At 71.0% G+C, this 17,195-nt stretch carries 22 protein-coding genes; 11 read left to right on the top strand and 11 right to left on the bottom strand.

Going from position 1 to position 17,195, the window contains the following annotated elements:
• Window position 1: 1 nt before the first annotated feature.
• The 5 genes from ABD286_RS12620 (at window position 2) to ABD286_RS12600 (ending at window position 3,737) form a co-directional block, all read left to right on the top strand.
• Window positions 2–790 (top strand): iron-sulfur cluster assembly protein, encoded by a 789-nt coding sequence (locus ABD286_RS12620; RefSeq protein ID WP_344193944.1) that lies wholly within the window; start codon window positions 2–4, stop codon window positions 788–790.
• Complete coding sequence (locus tag ABD286_RS12615; RefSeq protein ID WP_344193942.1) at window positions 787–1,821, top strand: NAD(P)-dependent alcohol dehydrogenase; 1,035 nt, start codon at window positions 787–789, stop codon at window positions 1,819–1,821. Before ABD286_RS12620 ends, ABD286_RS12615 begins: the two co-directional genes overlap by 4 nt.
• Window positions 1,822–1,901: 80 nt before the next feature.
• Complete coding sequence (locus ABD286_RS12610) at window positions 1,902–2,399, top strand: DUF1097 domain-containing protein (protein ID WP_344193939.1); 498 nt, start codon at window positions 1,902–1,904, stop codon at window positions 2,397–2,399.
• An 80-nt stretch (window positions 2,400–2,479) separates the two neighbouring features.
• Window positions 2,480–2,809: a putative quinol monooxygenase gene (locus ABD286_RS12605; RefSeq protein ID WP_344193937.1), complete on the top strand. Its 330-nt coding sequence runs from the start codon at window positions 2,480–2,482 to the stop codon at window positions 2,807–2,809.
• A gap of 307 nt (window positions 2,810–3,116) precedes the next feature.
• Window positions 3,117–3,737 (top strand): PAS domain-containing protein, encoded by a 621-nt coding sequence (locus tag ABD286_RS12600; protein WP_344193935.1) that lies wholly within the window; start codon window positions 3,117–3,119, stop codon window positions 3,735–3,737.
• 13 nt (window positions 3,738–3,750) lie between these two features.
• On the opposite strand, the gene ABD286_RS12595 is transcribed toward ABD286_RS12600, so the two are convergent.
• From ABD286_RS12595 to ABD286_RS12585, 3 genes are all read right to left on the bottom strand, one after another.
• Window positions 3,751–4,194 (bottom strand): hypothetical protein, encoded by a 444-nt coding sequence (locus tag ABD286_RS12595; protein WP_344193933.1) that lies wholly within the window; start codon window positions 4,192–4,194, stop codon window positions 3,751–3,753.
• Window positions 4,195–4,264: 70 nt separating this feature from the next.
• The gene (locus ABD286_RS12590) at window positions 4,265–5,644 is read right to left on the bottom strand and encodes a DUF4331 domain-containing protein (RefSeq protein ID WP_344193931.1); all 1,380 of its coding nucleotides are present in this window, start codon (window positions 5,642–5,644) and stop codon (window positions 4,265–4,267) included.
• Window positions 5,645–5,647: 3 nt separating this feature from the next.
• Window positions 5,648–5,914, bottom strand: a complete 267-nt coding sequence (locus ABD286_RS12585; protein ID WP_344193929.1) for a hypothetical protein — start codon at window positions 5,912–5,914, stop codon at window positions 5,648–5,650.
• Window positions 5,915–6,090: 176 nt separating this feature from the next.
• On the opposite strand from ABD286_RS12585, the gene ABD286_RS12580 reads away from it, so the two are divergent.
• The 3 genes from ABD286_RS12580 (at window position 6,091) to ABD286_RS12570 (ending at window position 7,440) form a co-directional block, all read left to right on the top strand.
• Complete coding sequence (locus ABD286_RS12580) at window positions 6,091–6,498, top strand: glycosyltransferase family 2 protein (protein ID WP_344193927.1); 408 nt, start codon at window positions 6,091–6,093, stop codon at window positions 6,496–6,498.
• A gap of 245 nt (window positions 6,499–6,743) precedes the next feature.
• Window positions 6,744–6,971, top strand: a complete 228-nt coding sequence (locus ABD286_RS12575; RefSeq protein WP_344193925.1) for a hypothetical protein — start codon at window positions 6,744–6,746, stop codon at window positions 6,969–6,971.
• 100 nt (window positions 6,972–7,071) lie between these two features.
• Window positions 7,072–7,440, top strand: a complete 369-nt coding sequence (locus tag ABD286_RS12570) for a VOC family protein (protein WP_344193923.1) — start codon at window positions 7,072–7,074, stop codon at window positions 7,438–7,440.
• On the opposite strand, the gene ABD286_RS12565 is transcribed toward ABD286_RS12570, so the two are convergent.
• The 6 genes from ABD286_RS12565 to ligD all read right to left on the bottom strand — a co-directional run bounded on the left by ABD286_RS12565 (window position 7,385) and on the right by ligD (window position 12,187).
• Entirely contained in the window at window positions 7,385–7,939 is a 555-nt protein-coding gene (locus ABD286_RS12565) for a DUF2238 domain-containing protein (protein WP_344193921.1), read from the bottom strand. The two genes, ABD286_RS12570 and ABD286_RS12565, sit on opposite strands and share 56 nt — an antisense overlap.
• A gap of 123 nt (window positions 7,940–8,062) precedes the next feature.
• The gene (locus tag ABD286_RS12560) at window positions 8,063–9,121 is read right to left on the bottom strand and encodes a sulfate/molybdate ABC transporter ATP-binding protein (protein WP_344193919.1); all 1,059 of its coding nucleotides are present in this window, start codon (window positions 9,119–9,121) and stop codon (window positions 8,063–8,065) included.
• On the bottom strand, window positions 9,118–9,888 hold the full coding sequence (locus tag ABD286_RS12555; RefSeq protein ID WP_425565396.1) for an ABC transporter permease: 771 nt from the start codon (window positions 9,886–9,888) through the stop codon (window positions 9,118–9,120). The genes ABD286_RS12560 and ABD286_RS12555 overlap by 4 nt, the downstream gene beginning before the upstream one ends.
• 41 nt (window positions 9,889–9,929) lie before the next feature.
• Window positions 9,930–10,769: a molybdate ABC transporter substrate-binding protein gene (gene modA / locus ABD286_RS12550; RefSeq protein ID WP_425565373.1), complete on the bottom strand. Its 840-nt coding sequence runs from the start codon at window positions 10,767–10,769 to the stop codon at window positions 9,930–9,932.
• Window positions 10,766–11,170: a TOBE domain-containing protein gene (locus ABD286_RS12545; protein WP_344193915.1), complete on the bottom strand. Its 405-nt coding sequence runs from the start codon at window positions 11,168–11,170 to the stop codon at window positions 10,766–10,768. The genes modA and ABD286_RS12545 overlap by 4 nt, the downstream gene beginning before the upstream one ends.
• A gap of 42 nt (window positions 11,171–11,212) precedes the next feature.
• Entirely contained in the window at window positions 11,213–12,187 is a 975-nt protein-coding gene (ligD, locus tag ABD286_RS12540) for a non-homologous end-joining DNA ligase (RefSeq protein ID WP_344193912.1), read from the bottom strand.
• A gap of 105 nt (window positions 12,188–12,292) precedes the next feature.
• Here ligD and gabT point away from each other — a divergent pair, with 105 nt between their 5' ends.
• The 3 genes from gabT to ABD286_RS12525 all read left to right on the top strand — a co-directional run bounded on the left by gabT (window position 12,293) and on the right by ABD286_RS12525 (window position 15,112).
• A complete protein-coding gene (gene gabT, locus ABD286_RS12535) occupies window positions 12,293–13,624 on the top strand; it encodes a 4-aminobutyrate--2-oxoglutarate transaminase (RefSeq protein WP_344193910.1) in 1,332 nt (443 codons plus the stop codon).
• Between the two features lie 195 nt (window positions 13,625–13,819).
• Complete coding sequence (locus ABD286_RS12530; protein WP_344193908.1) at window positions 13,820–14,281, top strand: GNAT family N-acetyltransferase; 462 nt, start codon at window positions 13,820–13,822, stop codon at window positions 14,279–14,281.
• A gap of 33 nt (window positions 14,282–14,314) precedes the next feature.
• A complete protein-coding gene (locus tag ABD286_RS12525) occupies window positions 14,315–15,112 on the top strand; it encodes an SDR family NAD(P)-dependent oxidoreductase (protein ID WP_344193906.1) in 798 nt (265 codons plus the stop codon).
• A gap of 95 nt (window positions 15,113–15,207) precedes the next feature.
• Here ABD286_RS12525 and ABD286_RS12520 read toward each other — a convergent pair whose 3' ends face one another.
• Both ABD286_RS12520 and ABD286_RS12515 read right to left on the bottom strand, forming a co-directional pair.
• On the bottom strand, window positions 15,208–15,972 hold the full coding sequence (locus tag ABD286_RS12520; protein ID WP_344193904.1) for an SDR family NAD(P)-dependent oxidoreductase: 765 nt from the start codon (window positions 15,970–15,972) through the stop codon (window positions 15,208–15,210).
• A gap of 43 nt (window positions 15,973–16,015) precedes the next feature.
• Window positions 16,016–17,185, bottom strand: coding sequence for an acyl-CoA dehydrogenase family protein (locus ABD286_RS12515; RefSeq protein WP_344193902.1), 1,170 nt, complete (start codon window positions 17,183–17,185; stop codon window positions 16,016–16,018).
• Window positions 17,186–17,195 lie beyond the last annotated feature (10 nt).

The following is a 17,195-nucleotide window of genomic DNA, read 5'->3' as shown; positions in this document are numbered from 1 at the left end:
GATGACCGTCCTCACCCACCAGCGGACGGTGTCGGGGGCTGACCTCCGCCGCGCCCTCGACACCGTCATCGACCCCGAGCTCGACGAGCCGGTGACCGACCTCGGCTTCGTCCGCTCGGTCGAGGTCGACGGGGTCGACGTCACCGTGCACCTGCGGCTGCCCACGTCGTTCTGCTCGCCGAACTTCGCCTACCTCATGGCCTCGGACGCCAAGGACGCGCTCAGCGGGGTCGAGGGCGTGGGGCGGGTCGTGGTCGAGCTCGACGACCACCACGACTCGACCCTCATCAACGCCGGGCTGGCAGCCGACGCCGGCTACGTCGGCACGTTCGGCCACGAGGCGGAGAGCAGCCTCGACGAGCTGCGGACGACTTTCCGCCGCAAGGCCCACACGGCTGCTGCCGAGCGGGTCCTGACCGAGCTCCTGCGTTCGACACCGGACCTGCGGGAGGAGGCCGTGGGGCAGGTGCGCCTGCGGCAGCTCCCCGCCGGGAGGACCACCGACGCCCTGCTGCGGCGGCGCCTCGCCCTCGGCCTGCCCGACGACCCGGACTCACTGGTCCTCGTCGACCACGAGGGCCGGGGGTACCCCGCGGACGAGGTGCCGATGGCACTGCGTCGGGCCCGGTCGACGCGCATCTCGATCGACGGCAACGCGCACTTCTGCCGCGGCCTGCTGCGCACCCGTTACGAGGGCTCTGGCGCCGACCAGGCTCCCCGTCCGGACGGCGCCGAGCCGGCCGACCACCACCACCTGATCCCGTTGACCCTGAAGGAGATTCCCCGATGAGCACCATGCGCGCCGTCCAGGTCGTGGGCTACCACGAGAAGCTCGAGATGGCCGAGGTCCCCGTCCCCGAGGCCAAGGGGCCGTGGGACGTGGTCGTGCGGATCGGTGGTGCCGGCGTGTGCCGGACCGACCTGCACATCCTCGAGGGACAGTGGGCCGAGAAGTCGCAGGTCGTCCTGCCCTACACGATCGGCCACGAGAACGCCGGGTGGGTGCACGCGGTCGGCTCGGCCGTCACCAACGTCAAGGAGGGCGACAAGGTCATCCTCCACCCGCTCATCACGTGCGGGCTCTGCCGCGCGTGCCGCTCGGGTGACGACGTCCACTGCGAGAACAACGCCTTCCCCGGCATCAGCACCAACGGCGGGTATGCGGAGTACCTCCTCACGTCGGCCCGCTCGGTCGTGCGCATCGACGACTCCCTCGAGCCCGCGGACGTCGCCGCGCTCGCGGACGCCGGCCTCACGGCGTACCACGCGGCCGCCAAGGCGGCCCGCCGCCTGAGCCCGCGCGACACGTGCGTGGTCATCGGCGCAGGAGGCCTGGGCCACATCGGGATCCAGGTCCTCAAGGCACTCACCCCGGCGCGTCTGGTCGTGGTCGACCGCAACAGGGCAGCCCTCGACCTCGCCACATCCATCGGGGCGCACGAGGGCGTCCTCGCCGACGGCGGGCAGGTGGACGCCGTCCTCGGGCTCACCGCCGGCTTCGGCGCCGAGGTGGTCGTCGACTTCGTGGGCGAGAACGGCTCCACCGCCGAGGGGATCGCCATGACTCGTCAGGCCGGTGACTACCACGTGGTCGGCTACGGCGAGAACGTGGACGTGCCGACCATCGACCTCGTGTCGACGGAGAAGAACGTCGTCGGGAACCTCGTGGGCTCCTACAACGACCTCCAGGACCTGATGGCCCTGGCGGCGAGCGGGGCGGTGACCCTGCACACCCAGAAGTACGCGCTCGACGACTTCCAGCAGGCCATCACCGACCTCGACAACGGCAACGTCCGCGGACGCGCCATCCTCGTGCCCTGACACGACCTCGGCGCGGGTCGCTCCACGTGCAGGTCGCGACCCGTGCCGCCCCTTTCACTACTCGGACAAAGGAGTCCGTCATGAAGAACTACCTCGGAATCGCTGTCTCGATCGGCGTGCTCGCCGCAGTGTGGACCCAGGTGAGCGTGAGCCTCGAGCTCGTCACCTGGGTCGGGTTCCTCGCCTGGGCCTGCTATTTCGCGGCCGGTACGGGGCGAGTCGGTTTCACCCGTGGCCTCGCCGCCAACGTGTCGGGGCTCGTCTACGGCTGGCTGGTGGCCGCGTTCATCGGCGTCGCGACGTTCGAAGGATCCCTGGCCATCGCCGTCGGCATCGTCGCCGCCCTGATGTGCCTGCAGGCCGCGTGGCCGACGTTGTCGTTCATCCCGGGTGCCTTCGTCGGCGCGGCCGCCTACTTCGGCACCGCCTTCTCGTTCTGGCCGACGCTCATCGCCCTGGTGGTCGGGGCCCTGCTCGGATGGACGTCCGGGCTGCTGGGTGCACGGCTCCAGACGGCGATCTCGGGTCGTGCCCCGGTGGCGGAGCCCCCGGCCGGGCCCGTGCAGGCGACGGCGTAAGCACGTCCCGGACGGTGCCGCGGCGGCACCGGCGCACTCATGAAGAGCCAGGTTCACACGACCACCCAAGGAGGACGACCATGATCCTGATCGCCGTGAAGTTCCCGATCCGCCAGGACCGGCTCGAGCAGTGGGAGGAGCTGTCCACCTTCTACGCGAAGGCGGTCAACGAAGAGCCCGGCTGCGTGTTCTTCGAGTTCTCCAGGAGCCTCAACGAGCCCGACACGTTCGTCTGCATCGAGGGGTTCCGGGACGGCGACGCCGGCAAGGAGCACATGGCGCAGGACCACGTCGCCCGCTTCATGCAGGAGATGCCCGACATCGTCTCGGCCCAGCCGCAGATCATCTACGTCGATGCCGACGAGGTGACGGGGTTCGGGCCCATGGGCGAGATCGCCCCCCGGGGCTGACCTCCCGCCACCCGCCGCCCGCGCTCCGCGGTCCCACCGACGGATCCGCCCCACCCTCGTCCCTGCCCGGACGGTGGTGGGGCGGACCCTTGGATGATGCCCACGACGGTGGTCGTCCCCGACGAGACCTCCGATGCGAGCGAGGCCGACGACCCCGACGACCCGCGACGGACAGGGCCGTAGGTCCCTGTCCGTCGTGTCCCTCGCCATGGGCTGATGGCAGGTGGGGCGGGAGTGCCGGCCCCGGGAGACGCAATGACACCATCGCGCGGCGGGACATGAACGACGAGGAGCGAGGCAGCGGGTCATGGTGACCGCCTCACGCGAACCGGTGTCGGTCAGCGCCTACCGCTACCGGATCGCCCAGCAGAAGTGGACGCTGCAGCCGGCGTTCCACGGGTCCGGCGAGCCGCCGGCGAAGCTGTGGTTCTCCACCGAGGAGGTCGCTGCCATGGTGCACCCGGACGACCGTGAGCTCGTCTTCGCCCACTTCTGGGCACGCCTGGAGCTGGAGGAGCCGTTCGCCTCGGCCTACCGCGTCCTGGACCGGATCGGGGTCCCGAGGCTGGTCCTCAACACCGGCCAGCCCTACTACCGCGACGGCGAGCTCAAGGGCCTGCACGGGCTCCTCATCGACCTGGGCGAGGCGGCCGGGTTCGAGCACCCACTGCTGCTGACGCAGGACCGGTTCACCACTGCCGCGGCCCGCGTCCTGATGGCCTCCCTCGGTCTCGACGAGGAGGACTCGTCGCTCGTCCTGCGGGCGATGTCGTGCCAGGCGGGGATGTCCGACGAGGACCTGGCGCGGTGGTTCACCCGCACGCTCGCGAGCCGGACCGGGGACGAGAGTGCTCGCGAGAGCTTCGTCCGGCAGTTCCTGTCCTCCCTCGGCCTGCCCTGGACCGAGCTCGACGAGCGACGGTCCTGATCCCAGCGCAGGACTACGCCGTGGGTCCGTCGGTCGGCCACGCGGTGTAGGTGACGACGCCGCCGCTCACCTCTGCGGTCATCACCACCGTGTCGCCCGGTATGGGGACGAGCTCGTAGCTGCCCTCGGTCACCTCGGGATAGACCAAGGAGTACGCCGGTCCGTCGGCACCGGGGCGGGCCACGACCCCGACGTGCGGATGGTGGACGTCACCGTCGTGGGTGTGGTGATGGTCGTGGTCGTGGTCGTGGTCGTGGTCGTGCTGGTGCCCGTGGTCGTGGGCCGGGTCCTGCGGGGGGCGCTGGCCCGCTCGCCCGGCGGTGCTGCCGCTGGGACGGATCTCCACCTCGAGCCCCTCGGCCTCCGCAGGCATGGCGACGACGAGGGCGCCGACGTCGCCGCCGATGTCGAGCAGGACCGGCCCCTGGCCGGCGAACGGGTTCTCGAGGTTCTGCATGGCGCTCTCCAGAGGTGGAGCCTGCCCGGGCGGCAGGAGCCCGCCGCCCGGGCAGGGTTGGTGGGGTGGGTCAGGCCGCCGGCTGGCCGGGCTTGGTCTGGTACCCACCGGCAGGGTTGCCGAGGTACGGGAACGAGTCGAGGTACGGCAGGTTCGTGTTCGTCGTCCCGTCGTTGAGACCGCCGCTGGCTGCGTCGGGCGTGTAGGTCGGGTCGACGAGCGGGATGGTGGCACCGGCCACGGCCCGCAGCTCGATCGCGACGACGTCATCGATGATCCGACGGCCGTTGGGGAAGCCGGCGGGGTCGCCTGCGACGAGGCCGATCGGGTTGGGGTTCTTGGTCGGCGGGATGGCCACGTTGAGGCGCAGCATGTCGGCCTGGGTGGGTCCCGTGTAGTTCTGGAACCCGGGGACGACACCCTTCGGGATGCCCGTCAGCAGGATCGCGAGCAGGTCGGCCCGGTCCTTGGTGTACTTCGCCAGCTTCGGGAAGACGCCCGGGTAGAGGACGGGGAGCAGCCCCGCGAGCTCGGGCTTCGCGACATACCTGGCGAACTCCTTGTCCCCGCTGGGAGTCTTCGCGTTCCACGTGTCCTTCTTGGCCATCGGCGTGATGACCTCGTTGAACAGCGGGTTGCCCAGGCGTGACACCTGGCTCCAGGGGCCCTGCCAGCTGTACCTGCCCTTCTCGGAGTCCCAGACGCGGGAGCGCTGGCGGCTGGCCGTCGCCCACACGCCGATGACGGAGCGCGGCTCCATGGGGTCGCGGGGCTTGTCGCGGTAGCGGGTGAGGTCCCGGATCGGGACCTGGATCGCGATGCTGTGGACGTTGAGGCCCTGCGTGCCGTTGACGCCGGCCGCGGTGGCCGACGGGATGAGGTGGGCCATCTGGAAGGGGCGCAGCGTCCCCAGGTCGAAGATGCTGCCGAGGTCGACGTGGAAGCCGTCGGACCGCTGACCCGCGAAGACCTTGCGTCCCCCCTGGATGGGGTGGACGGCCTGGTCGGTGAAGCGCGCGTAGTTCGGCGTCGAGCGCGGCCCGATGTTGACCGGCGGGCAGGTCAGGTTGCTGGCCAGCATCCGCGGTCGGTCACCGCGCGCCACCCGGGTCACCGAGTAGTACTGCGGCCGGTTCCAGTTGGGGTCCGTGATCGAGCCGATCGGACCCACGTTGTAGAGGAAGGTGTTCTGGTTGCGGATCTTGGTCGTGAACCGGAACTGGTAGGTGACGTCGGGCCGGGCGTCGCCGCGGTTGCTGACGTGGATCTCGTAGAGGACGTCGTCGCCGAACTCGTAGAAGTTCGGTCCGCCCTGGGGGTTCTGGAACGGGATGAAGTTGGCGATCAGCGTGACCGAGTCGGGACGGTCGGGGCTGACGAAGGCGTAGACGTCGGTGTTGTCGGCGACGGGGTCCTTGGAGACCTCTGGGGCTTCACGGTGCGAGGACATGGGTCACTTCCCTGCTGCTCGGGTGAGGCGGCGGACGAGGTCGGCGTCCTGGACGGTGACCTCGTCCTCGCCGTACATGACGGTGAGGCGCCCGGACTTCGGGTCGTCGACGTAGGCGACGAGGCGGGGCCCCGTCGGTGCCGCGGACCCGGCGGCTGTGGTGGTCGCGGGGGCCGCGCTGGCCCCCGGGGCGGCTGCGACCGCTGCAGCGGCGGCAGCGGCGCCCGTCCCGGCTGCAGCCAGGAACGTTCGCCGAGTGGCATCGGACATGAGGATCTCCTTCGCTGGGCGCGACCGGCTGGTTGCTGCCGCGCTGGGTGGGGCCTCACGCCGGATGCGGGGATCCGACGCTGGGGTGACCCACCTCACATTCGGAGCCCTGTCCGGACCGGATGGGTCCGTCTCGGAAAAAGTTGCGTCGCCGGCGCAGCGGTAGGTTCTGGGTGATGTCCAGGAACCCTCCCCGACCACTCGACCCGGTGCTCACCGTCTCCACGGAGGCCGGTTCGGAGCTCGCGTTCACCGTCGTCGTGGCGGCGTACAACACCGGCGAGGCGCTGCACGAGCTGGTGCGGTCGCTCGACGCCCAGACGCTGCCGCAGGACCGCTTCGAGGTGGTCGTCGTCGACGACGGCTCGACGGACGGGACCAGCGCCGTCCTCGACGAGGTGGCCGCCACGCGACCCAACTGGGCGTCGTGGTGGACCTTCGAGCGGAGTTCGAGGTGCTCGGGTGGAAGGCCTTGCGTCGAGTGGCGACAGACCCGGACCTCCCGCTGCCGTCACCATGCCCCGAGTGACCCGACGAGCTCCGCGCCTACCGGACGCAGCAGGACAACCTCAGCCTCCAGGTGATGGCGTCCCGTCCTGCTTGCCGCCGTCGGCCCGAGGTGTCCCCGTCGGCAGCGACCGGGTCGCACGCGTCGCCGGATCGGCGTCGCGCGGGGGTCCGTCGGATCGCCCGCCGGATCCTGCGGCGCGTGGTGAGGGGGTCGCTGGTCAGGCGCCGTTCGCGTTGACAAGTGGGGACAAACCGACTCATGATCATCTGGCTTCAAGCAGTCGGAGCCTTCAATTCGCCGCGAGCAAGGAGGCCGCCGATGACCGATTTCCTGGAGTCGGTACGTCCGGTCGAGCCGACGCCCCTCACCGGGACCGAGGCTCCGGTCGAGGCCGGTGAGCCGAGCGTCCGCCAGCTGCTCGCCGAGCTGGCCCATCTCGAGGACGTCGTGCGGGCGGCAGGCTCCTCGGTGGACGATCCCGAGGTGCTGGCGGCCCTGGCTCGCGAGCAGGTCATCATCGACGAGCTGCACCGCCGCAACCCCTAGTGGTCGTGGCGTGCCGGCAACAGGTCAGGAACTGACCGGAGGCGTTCCTACGCTGGAGACACCACGAGACCCCGTGGCCCAGCGAGCGACAGGACGCACCATGGACTTCAAGATCGAGCTCATCCCCATCTCCGTGTCGGACGTCGACCGGGCCAAGGACTTCTACGCCCGGCTGGGCTGGGTGGCCGAGCAGGACGGTTCGCCGAGTGACGACCTGCGCTTCGTCCAGGTGACCCCGCCGGGTTCGGCCTGCTCCTTCTGCTTCGGCACCGGTCTGGGCATGCTGCCGGACGGGCAGGCGCAGTACATCCAGGTCGTCGTCGAGGACGCCGATGCCGCCCACGCGTACCTCGCCGACCGCGGCATCGAGTGCACCCCCGTCGAGCAGCTCGCCTGGGGTCGCTTCGTGAACTTCAGCGACCCCGACGGGAACCGCTGGGTCCTCCAGGAGCTCCCGCACCGGGGTTGAGGGGCACCGTCCGGCGGGCGAGCACCGCGCCCGCCAGCAGCGCACCCAGCGTGCCGAGCGCCTCGTCGCCCAGCGTGTCCGTGTAGGCGGTGCCGAGCTCGGTCCCATGACGGATGAAGGTCCACCACTCGGCCAGCTCCCACGCGATGGCGAGCACGGCACCGAGCCCGGTGACGAGCAGGACCCGAACCCAGGTGGACGGGACCCGGTGCACCATGAGCAGTCCCAGCCCCCCGCACAGCAGGGCCCAGTTGACGAAGTGGTTCGCGTCGTCCCACCAGGTGACCGAGTCGTAGAGGTCGAGGGTGTTGCCGGTGACGTCGATGAGGAACGGCGCCATGACGAGCGCGAAGGCCCCCCACGGCACGGCCGGTCGACCCCGGCGGTGGGACGCCCACCACACCGCCGGGACGAGGAGCATCAGCAGGGGATAGGCGATGAGCCTGGCGCCGAAGGCCTTGCCCTCGAACTGCGGCAGCCCGCTGGCGAAGGTGGCCACGGCGAGCTGTCCGGTCGTGGCTGACAGAACCAGTGCCGGAACCCACCACCGGCAGGGTCGCCTCCGCTGCTCCGCCATTCCCTGATCATGGTGCACGCCGAGTCGGTCGAGGGCCCCGGACGCTCACGCGGCGTAGACCGCCACCTCGCTCGCCTTCACCGTGAGGACGACCTCGGTGCCGATGGCGAGGTCGAGCTCGGCCACCGCGGCCGGCGTGATGTCCGCGGACACGTGGGCCGTGTGGACCCGGACCTGGTGCCCGTGCGGCTCGAGGTCGGTCACCGTGGCCCGCAGGGCGTTGCGTGGGCTCCCGTGCGGGGCCTCCCGGTAGACGCCGACGGCTCCGGGGCTGAAGACGGCCACCGCGGGGTCGCCGGGGGTGAGTGCCTCGTCCGCGAGGCCCTCGACGCGCAGCCCCTCGGCGGTCCGGACGGCTGTGCCGGTGCCCGCGTGGTCGCTGGTCCCGCGCACGAGGTTGAGCCCGGCGATCCGCGCAGCGAAGGCGCTGGTCGGTCTCGAGAGCACCCGGGTCGTCGGCCCCTGCTCGACGACCCGTCCGGACTCGAGCACGGCGACGTCGTCGGCGAGCAGCACGGCGTCGAGGATGTCGTGCGTGACGACCACCGTGGTGCGGTCCCGCAGCACCCGACGCAGCAGCTGACGGATCGCGGGAGCCGCCTCGACGTCGAGTGCCGACAGTGGCTCGTCGAGCAGCAGCAGCTCGGGTTCGGTCGCCAGGGCTCTGGCGATGGCCACGCGTTGGGCCTGTCCTCCGGAGAGCGCCGACGGACGGCGGTCGGCGAGGTCCGACGCCTCCACCTCGGCGAGCCAGTGGGCGGCCCGCGCGCGGGCGTCGCGACGCGGCATACCGGCACTGCGCGGACCGAAGGCGACGTTGTCGGTGACGGACAGGTGGGGGAACAGACGAGCTTCCTGCGCGAGGAGGGCGACGCCCCGGGCGTGGGGTGGCACCCAGGTGCCGGACCCGTTGGCGGAGAACAGGATCCGACCGCCGAGGCGGATCTCGCCCTCGTCAGGGTGCAGGAGCCCAGCGACCGCGGCGAGGGCCGTGGACTTGCCCGCGCCGTTGGCGCCGAGCAGCGCCAGGGTCCGTCCCTGGTCCACGCGCAGGGCCAGGTCGACGGCGCGACCGGGCACGCGCAGGACCGCGTCCAGGCTCACAGAGCCGTCCTGGAACGACGGGTGACGGTGATGACGAGGGTGGCGACGACGACGAGGACCAGCGAAAGAGCCACTGCTGCTTGGGGATCGGACTCCCGCTGGAGGTAGATCTCGAGGGGGAGCGTGCGCGTGACGCCTTGCAGGCTCCCGGCGAAGGTGATCGTCGCGCCGAACTCGCCCAGGGCGCGGGCGAAGGCCAGCACCGCACCCGACGCCAGGCCGGGCAGGACGAGAGGCAGCGTGACGCGCAGGAAGACCGTGGTGGGACGGGCGCCCAGCGTGGCGGCGACCTCCTCGTAGCGCTGCCCTCCTGTTCGCAAGGCCCCCTCCAGGCTCACGACGAGGAAGGGCAGCGCCACGAAGGTCTGGGCGAGGACGACGGCGGTGGTGGAGAAGGCGATCTGGAGGCCGAGGACCTCGATGGTCTCGCCGAGCAGTCCCCGGCGGCCGAAGGTGTAGAGCAGGGCGATGCCGCCGACGACCGGCGGCAGCACGAGGGGGAGCAGGACGAGGGAGCGCAGCACGGACTGGCCCCTGAACTCGGTGCGCGCCAGCACCACCGCCATCGGCACCCCGAACACGACGCACAGGACGGTGCTCGCTGCGGAGGTCCGCAGGCTGAGGAGCAGGGCGGCCCGCGACGACTCCGACGTCACCAGATCGGGGAACTGCGCCCACTCGACCCGCGTGAGCATCGCGAGCAGGGGCAGGACGACGAACACGGCGCCCACGGCCGCAGGCACGAACACCCAGGCGGGCAGCCCCAGGCGCGGGGCAGGTCGGCCGGTGCCCCGGGATCGGGTAGGGCTCACGGCGCCTTGGCGAACCCGGCGTCGGCGAGGACCTGCTGCCCGCCCTCACCGGTGACGGCTTCGACGAAGGCCTCGGCCAGTGCGGCGTTCTTCGAGGCCTTGAGGGCGGCGATGGGGTAGGAGTTCACGGCGGCGGACGACTCCGGGAAGGCGATGCCCTGCACCGTGTCGCCGGCGCCCAGGACGTCGGTGACGTAGACGAGGCCCGCGTCGGCCTCCCCGGCGGTCACCTTGCCCAGCACGTCGGTGACCGACTGCTCCTCGCTGACCGGCTTGATGTCGACGCCGGCAGCCGCCTCGACCTTCGCCGCGGCCGAACCGCACGGGACGGCCGGCGCGCAGAGCACGACCTTGGTCCCGGACTTCGTGAGGTCGGCGAACGAGGTGATCTTCGCGGGGTTGCCGGGGGGCACGGCGATCTCGAGGGTGTTCGAGGCGAACACGACGGGGTCGGCGGAGGTGAGCGACTCGGCGGTCACCTTGTCCATGTTCTTCGTGTCCGCCGAGGCGAACACGTCGGCGGGGGCGCCCTGCTGGATCTGGGCGACGAGGTCCGAGGACCCGGCGAAGCTGAACTTCACGCTCGTCCCGGGGTTCGCCTTCTCGAGGTCGGCGCCGATCTGGGTGAACGTCTTCTTGAGCGACGCCGCGGCGAAGACCGTGATCTCACCCGAGAGTCCGTTGCCCGAGCCCGAGGCCCCGCCCGAGGCCTGCGACGCAGAGCTCGACGCGGACCCACCGGCCGAGTCGCCTGCCCCGCTGCCACAGGCGACGGTGCCGAGGGTGAGCGCGGTGACCGCGAGGGCCAGACGGGTGGGGCGGAGGCGGCGGATCATGATGCTCCCTGCGGGGTCTCGACGATGACGGTGGTGGACTTCACGACGGCGATGGCGACCGAACCGAGCTCGAGACCGAGGTCGCGGACGGCCTCGCTGCTCATCAGCGAGACGACGCGGAACGGTCCGCACTGCAGCTCGACCTGGGCCATCACCGTGTCGGTCTTGATGTCGGTGACGAGTCCGACGAAGCGGTTGCGCGCCGACCGGCCCACCGTGGACGGATCGGTCGCGGTGTGCGCCTGGTCGCGGGCCAGCAGGGCCACCTGGTAGCCGTCGACGACCTTGCGCCCGGCCTCGTCGGTCTCGGCGACGAGGGCGCCGCTGTCGACCCAGCGGCGCACGGTGTCATCGCTCACCCCAAGAAAGGTGGCGGCATCCTTGATCCGTAGCTGCGGCATGCGGCCCACTCTAGGTCCGCAGGTGCGGGTATGGCGAGCAATTCAGTCCGCGTCTGCGGTCTCCGGTGGGTCCTGGGCCCCGTCTCGCTCGTCGCGCTCGGCCCACTCGACCAGCTGGTCGATCTCGAAGACCGCCTCGTCGATGCCGGCGTGCAGGTCGCCGAGGTCGGCGTAGCGCGCCGGGACGGTGGCGATGGTGAAGTCGTCGGGGGTCACGTCGTCGACCTCGTCCCACCGGATCGGGGTCGACACCGTGCCGCGGGCGTTGCCCCGCACCGAGTACGCGCTGGCGATGGTGTGGTCGCGCGCGTTCTGGTTGTAGTCGACGAACAGCGCCGCGGGGTCACGGTCCTTGCGCCACCACGTCGTCGTGACGTCCTCGGGAGCGCGACGCTCCACCTCGCGGGCGAAGGCGAGGGCTGCGCGCCGTACGTCCTTGAACCCCCACTGGGGATCGATCCGGACGTAGACGTGGAGTCCCGAGCCGCCGCTGGTCTTGGGCCAGCCGACGGCGCCGATCTCGTCGAGCACCTCGTGCACGACGTGCGTCACGCGCTGGACGCGGTCCCAGGAGCACTCCGGCCCCGGGTCGAGGTCGATCCGCCACTCGTCCGGCTTCTCGACGTGTGCGCGACGGCTGTTCCACGGGTGGAACTCGACGGTGGACATCTGCACGGCCCAGATGACGTGCGCCAGCTCGGTGACGCACAGCTCGTCGGCCGTGCGGTTGTAGCGGGGGAACTTCACCCGCACGGTCTCCAGCCACGGTGGAGCGCCGTGCGGGACCCGCTTCTGGTGCACCTTCTCGCCGGCCACGCCCTCGGGGAACCGGTGCATCATGCAGGGCCGCTCGCGCAGGGCGTTGACGATCCCGTCGCCCACGGACAGGTAGTAGTTGACCAGGTCGAGCTTGGTCTCGCCCCGTTCGGGGAAGTACACCCGCTCGGGGTTGGAGATGCGCACGTCGCGCTCGCCCACCTCGACCTCGATCGCGGGCGACGTCGCCTTGGGTGCCATGCAGCCAACCTAGGGCCGGTGCGACGCGACGTCACCCGGGCGGGCTTGTCGGGGCCGGTCGGACGTCGCCTGTCGATCCCCTGGGGGCGGTCGTATGCTCGCTCCATGCTCGAGCAGAAGCGCGTCCTCACCACCAGCATCCCCGGCCCGAAGTCCCAGGCCCTTCAGCAGCGCAAGACCGCTGCGGTCTCCGCCGGCGTCGGCACCGGGCTCCCCGTCTACATCGAGCAGGCCGCCGGTGGCATCCTGCGCGACGTCGACGGCAACCAGCTCATCGACTTCGGCTCGGGCATCGCCGTCACCACCGTCGGCAACGGCAACCAGCGGGTGATCGACGCGGTCACCAAGCAGATCAACGACTTCACCCACACCTGCTTCATGGTGACGCCGTACGAGGAGTACGTCCTCGTCGCGGAGGCACTCGCCGAGCTCACCCCCGGCACCCACGAGAAGCGGTCAGCGCTGTTCAACTCCGGCTCCGAGGCCGTCGAGAACGCCGTCAAGGTCGCCCGTCACTTCACCGGTCGCCAGGGCGTCGTCGCCTTCGACCACGCCTACCACGGTCGCACCAACCTCACGATGGGCCTGACCGCCAAGAACATGCCCTACAAGCACCGCTTCGGGCCGTTCGCCAGCGAGATCTACCGCGTGCAGATGGCCTACCCCTACCGCTGGCCCACCGGCCCGGAGGCCTGTGCCGACGAGGCGTTCGAGGCCTTCGTCGCCGATGTCCACGCCCAGGTCGGCGAGGACAACACCGCGGCCGTCATCCTCGAGCCGATCCAGGGCGAGGGCGGGTTCATCGTCCCGGCTCCCGGGTTCGTCAAGAAGGTCTCCGACTGGTGCACCGAGAACGGCATCCTGTTCATCGCCGACGAGGTCCAGACCGGGTTCTGCCGCACCGGTGACTGGTTCGCCTCCGAGCACGAGGACGTGGTCCCCGACCTCATCACCACGGCCAAGGGCATCGCGGGCGGTATGCCGCTCGCGGCCCTGACCGGGCGCGCGGACGTCATGGACGCCATCCACGTCGGCGGACTCGGCGGCACCTACGGGGGCAACCCCGTCGCCTGCGCTGCGGCCCTGGCCTCGATCGAGACGATGAAGGAGGACGACCTCCGGGGTCGCGCCAAGGCCGTGGAGGCGATGTTCCGTCCTCGTCTCGAGGCACTCGCCGACAAGTACGGCGTGATCGGCGACATCCGTGGACGCGGAGCCATGCTCGCCGTCGAGCTCGTGAGCGACCTGGACAAGAAGACGCCGGATGCCGACCTCACTGGCCGGATCAACAAGGCCTGCCACGCCGAGGGCCTCGTCACCCTGACCTGCGGCACCTTCGGCAACGTCTTCCGCTTCCTGCCGCCGCTGTCCTCCGGCGACGACCTGCTCTCCGAGGGCCTCGACATCCTCGAGAACGCGTTCGCCGCCTCGGTCTGACCCTTCGATCCGCGCCGCCGGTCACTGTTCACGCGATCGTCGCGTGTCGGTGACCGGGGTGCGCCCGTGGCGCTGTTAGACAGGAACCGACCCGGCCAAGTATGAGTTGGCCGGGTCCTTCCATGCCCCGTCACGCACCCGACACGACTGCTCTCCTGGCCTGTCACGGCTGTCCGGGGGTGGCACCATGGCCGCGTGACAGGTCTTGCGAACAGCGCGGTGCTCCGACCGGCTAAGGGCCCGGATGCGTTGGCGCTCAAAGAGCTCGAGAAGGCTGCGAACCTCATCGCTTTGTCCCACATCTACCCGCCGTCGCAGTTCCCGTACCCCGACGCCGACGTCCTGGCCCGCTGGGAGGCAGTCCTCGCCGACCCGGCGACGACCACCCTCGTGGGCACCGACGCGCAGGGTCTGACGTGCTTCGTGGCCTTCGACCACGGCGCCCGGCTGCGGCACCTCGCGGTGCGCCCCGACCTCTGGGGCAGCGGCCTGGCCGCGAGTCTCCTCGCCGCGTCCACGGCCACCCGGTTGTGGTGCCTGGAGCAGAACCACCGTGCGCGACGCCTATACGAGCGCCACGGATGGGTCCCGACCGGCGTGAGCCAGCCGTCGGAGTTCCCGCCCCACCCTGTCGAGGTGGAGTACCGAAGGTCCTGACGCCGCCCGGTCGCGGTGGGGCAGACTGCGGGCATGCCGCTCCCCGCCTCCCTCGACCTCACCGGCCGCACCGCGCTCGTCACCGGGGCAGGCAGCCCGAGCGGCATCGGTTTCGCGACCGCCCGCCACCTCGGCGCCCTGGGTGCAGGCGTGGTTCTCGCCGCGACGTCGAGCCGCATCAAGGAGCGGGCGCGAGAGCTCGAGGACGACGGGGTGGAGGCCCTCGGCCTCGTGGGCGACCTGACCGACCCGGAGGTCGTGGCCGACCTCGTCGATGCCGCAGCGGAGTGGGGCGGGCGGCTCGACATCCTCGTCAACAACGCTGGCATGGTCTCCACGAGCCAGCCCGACTACCTCGAGGGCGACCTCACCGCGACGACCCCCGAGCGGTGGTCGGAGTCCTTGCGCCGCAACCTCGACACGGCGTTCCTCGTCACCAGGGCTGCCCTGCCGCACCTGCGGCTCAGCGGCTCCGGGCGGGTGGTCATGGTCTCGAGCGTCACCGGCGCCGTGATGGGCATGCGTGGAGAGGTGGCGTATGCCGCCGCGAAGGCCGGGATGGTCGGCCTCACCCGTGCGCTCGCGGTCGACGAGGCGCGTCACGGGGTGACGGTGAACGCCGTGGCGCCGGGCTGGATCGCGACCGGCTCGCAGACCGACGACGAGGTGGCCGAGGGACTGGTCACTCCCGGTGGACGGTCCGGCACGGCCGACGAGGTCGCCGCGGCGATCGCCTTCCTCGCGAGCCCCGGCGCCGGCTACACGACAGGCCAGGTGCTGGTCGTCGACGGAGGCAACAGCGTCACCGAGGAACGCGCGCTGCCCCGCTGAGTGCAGGGCACTCGAACGGGGCAGCAGCGGTGGTGAGGGCGGCCGACGTCAGGCATCGGTCACGACGAATCAGCCCGCCGGATCAATCCAACGGATCAGCGCGGGGGCATCCGCAGTGCGCCGTCGAGGCGGATGACCTCGCCGTTCAGCATCGAGTTGTCGACGATGTGCGCCACGAGATTGGCGTACTCGGCCGGCTTGCCCAGGCGCGAGGGGTGCGGCACCTGCTTCTCCAGGACCTCCTTGACCTCGCCGGGCAGCCCGGAGAGCATCGGGGTCTCGAAGGTGCCGGGCGCCACGGTGACCACGCGGATCGCCTTGTCGGCGAGGTCGCGCGCCGCGCTGAGGGTGAGGCCGACGACGCCACCCTTGCTCGCTGCGTACGCGGCCTGGCCGATCTGGCCGTCGTAGGCGGCGATGGAGGCGGTCATGACGATGACGCCGCGGTCGCCGTCGACCGGCTCGTTGGTCAGCATCGCGGCGGCGGCGAGACGCAGCACGTTGAAGGTGCCGATGAGGTTGATGTTGACGACGTTCGCGAAGTCCTCGAGACCGAGCGGGCCTCGCTTGCCCACGACGCGGCCGGGGGTGGCCACACCCGCGCAGTTGACCACGATGCGCAGCGTCCCGAGCTCGCCGGCGGCGTCGATCGCCGCCTGCACCTGGGCCTCGTCGCGGACGTCGGCGGGCACGAACTGCGCCATGTCGCCGAGCTCCTCGGCCAGGGCCTGACCGGGGGAGGACGGGAGGTCGACGATGACCACGGCAGCGCCCTCGGCGTGCAGGCGCCGGACGGTGGCGCCACCGAGGCCAGAGGCGCCGCCGGTGATGAGCGCGACGGTGGAGTCGTTGATCTGCAAGGGGATTCGGCCTTTCGGTGGGGGAGGTGTCAGGGCGAGCAGGTCAGCCGCGGAGCAGCTGGCGGCTGATGACGAGCCGCTGGATCTGGTTGGTGCCTTCGAAGATCTGGGTCACCTTGGCCTCGCGCATGTAGCGCTCGAGCGGGAAGTCCTGGGTGTACCCGGCGCCGCCGAGGACCTGCACTGCATCGGTGGTGACGCGCATGGCGTTGTCGGTGGCGACCAGCTTGGCCACGGCGGCCTCCTTGCCGAACGGCCGTCCGGCATCCTTGAGCCGGGCTGCGTGCAGGTAGGACGCGCGGGCCGACGTGACCGCGGCCTCCATGTCGGCGAGCAGGAACGCCAATCCTTGGTTGTCACCGATCGGGCGGCCGAACTGCTGACGGTCCTTGGCGTAGTCGACCGCACGGTCGAGGGCTGCCTGCGCGAGACCCGTGGCGGCAGCGGCGATCCCGAGCCGACCGGAGTCGAGCGCCGAGAGGGCGATCGCCATGCCCTGGCCGCGCTCGCCGACGAGGCGGTCGGCCGCGACGTCGACGCCCTCGAAGTGCACCTCGCTCACGGTGTCGCAGTGCAGGCCCATCTTCTTCTCGGGGGTGCCGAACTCCAGGCCCTGGGCGTCACCGGGGACGACCAAGCAGGACAGCCCGCGGCCGCCGTCATCGGAGGTGCGCACGAACGACGTGTAGAAGTCCGCGTGGCCGGCGTGCGAGATCCAGGCCTTGGTGCCCTTGAGTCGGTAGCTCGTGGGGTCGGTCTCGTCGTCCGCGACCGCTCGGGTGGTCATCGCGGCTACGTCGGAGCCGGCGCTGCGCTCGGAGAGGCAGTAGGCGCCGAGCTGGTCGCCGGAGAGCATGTCGGGCAGCAGGCGCTTCTTCTGCTCGTCGGTGCCGAAGGTGGCGACCGGGTAGCAGGTGAGGCCGTGCACCGACACGCCCACGGCGACGCTCATCCAGACCGACGCGATCTCCTCGACGACCTGGAGGTACACCTCGTACGGCTGCTCGGCGCCGCCGAACTCCTCGGGGTACGGGAGGGACAGCAGGCCCGCGCGGCCCAGCACCCGGAACGCCTCGAGGGGGAGCTTCGGGGTGGTGGCAGCGTCCCGCTCCGCCTCGTCGACGACGGGCGCGAGCTCCTTGGCGCAGATCTCGCGGGTCAGGTCGATGAGGTCCTGACCCTCCTCGGAGGGCATCAAGCGGGTGGCTGGCATGGGTCAAGGG

Source organism: Pedococcus aerophilus (assembly GCF_039532215.1).
GTDB lineage: Bacteria > Actinomycetota > Actinomycetes > Actinomycetales > Dermatophilaceae > Pedococcus > Pedococcus aerophilus.
Note: the sequence above shows the minus strand (reverse complement) of the source record. Positions and strands in the feature narration are given on the sequence as shown.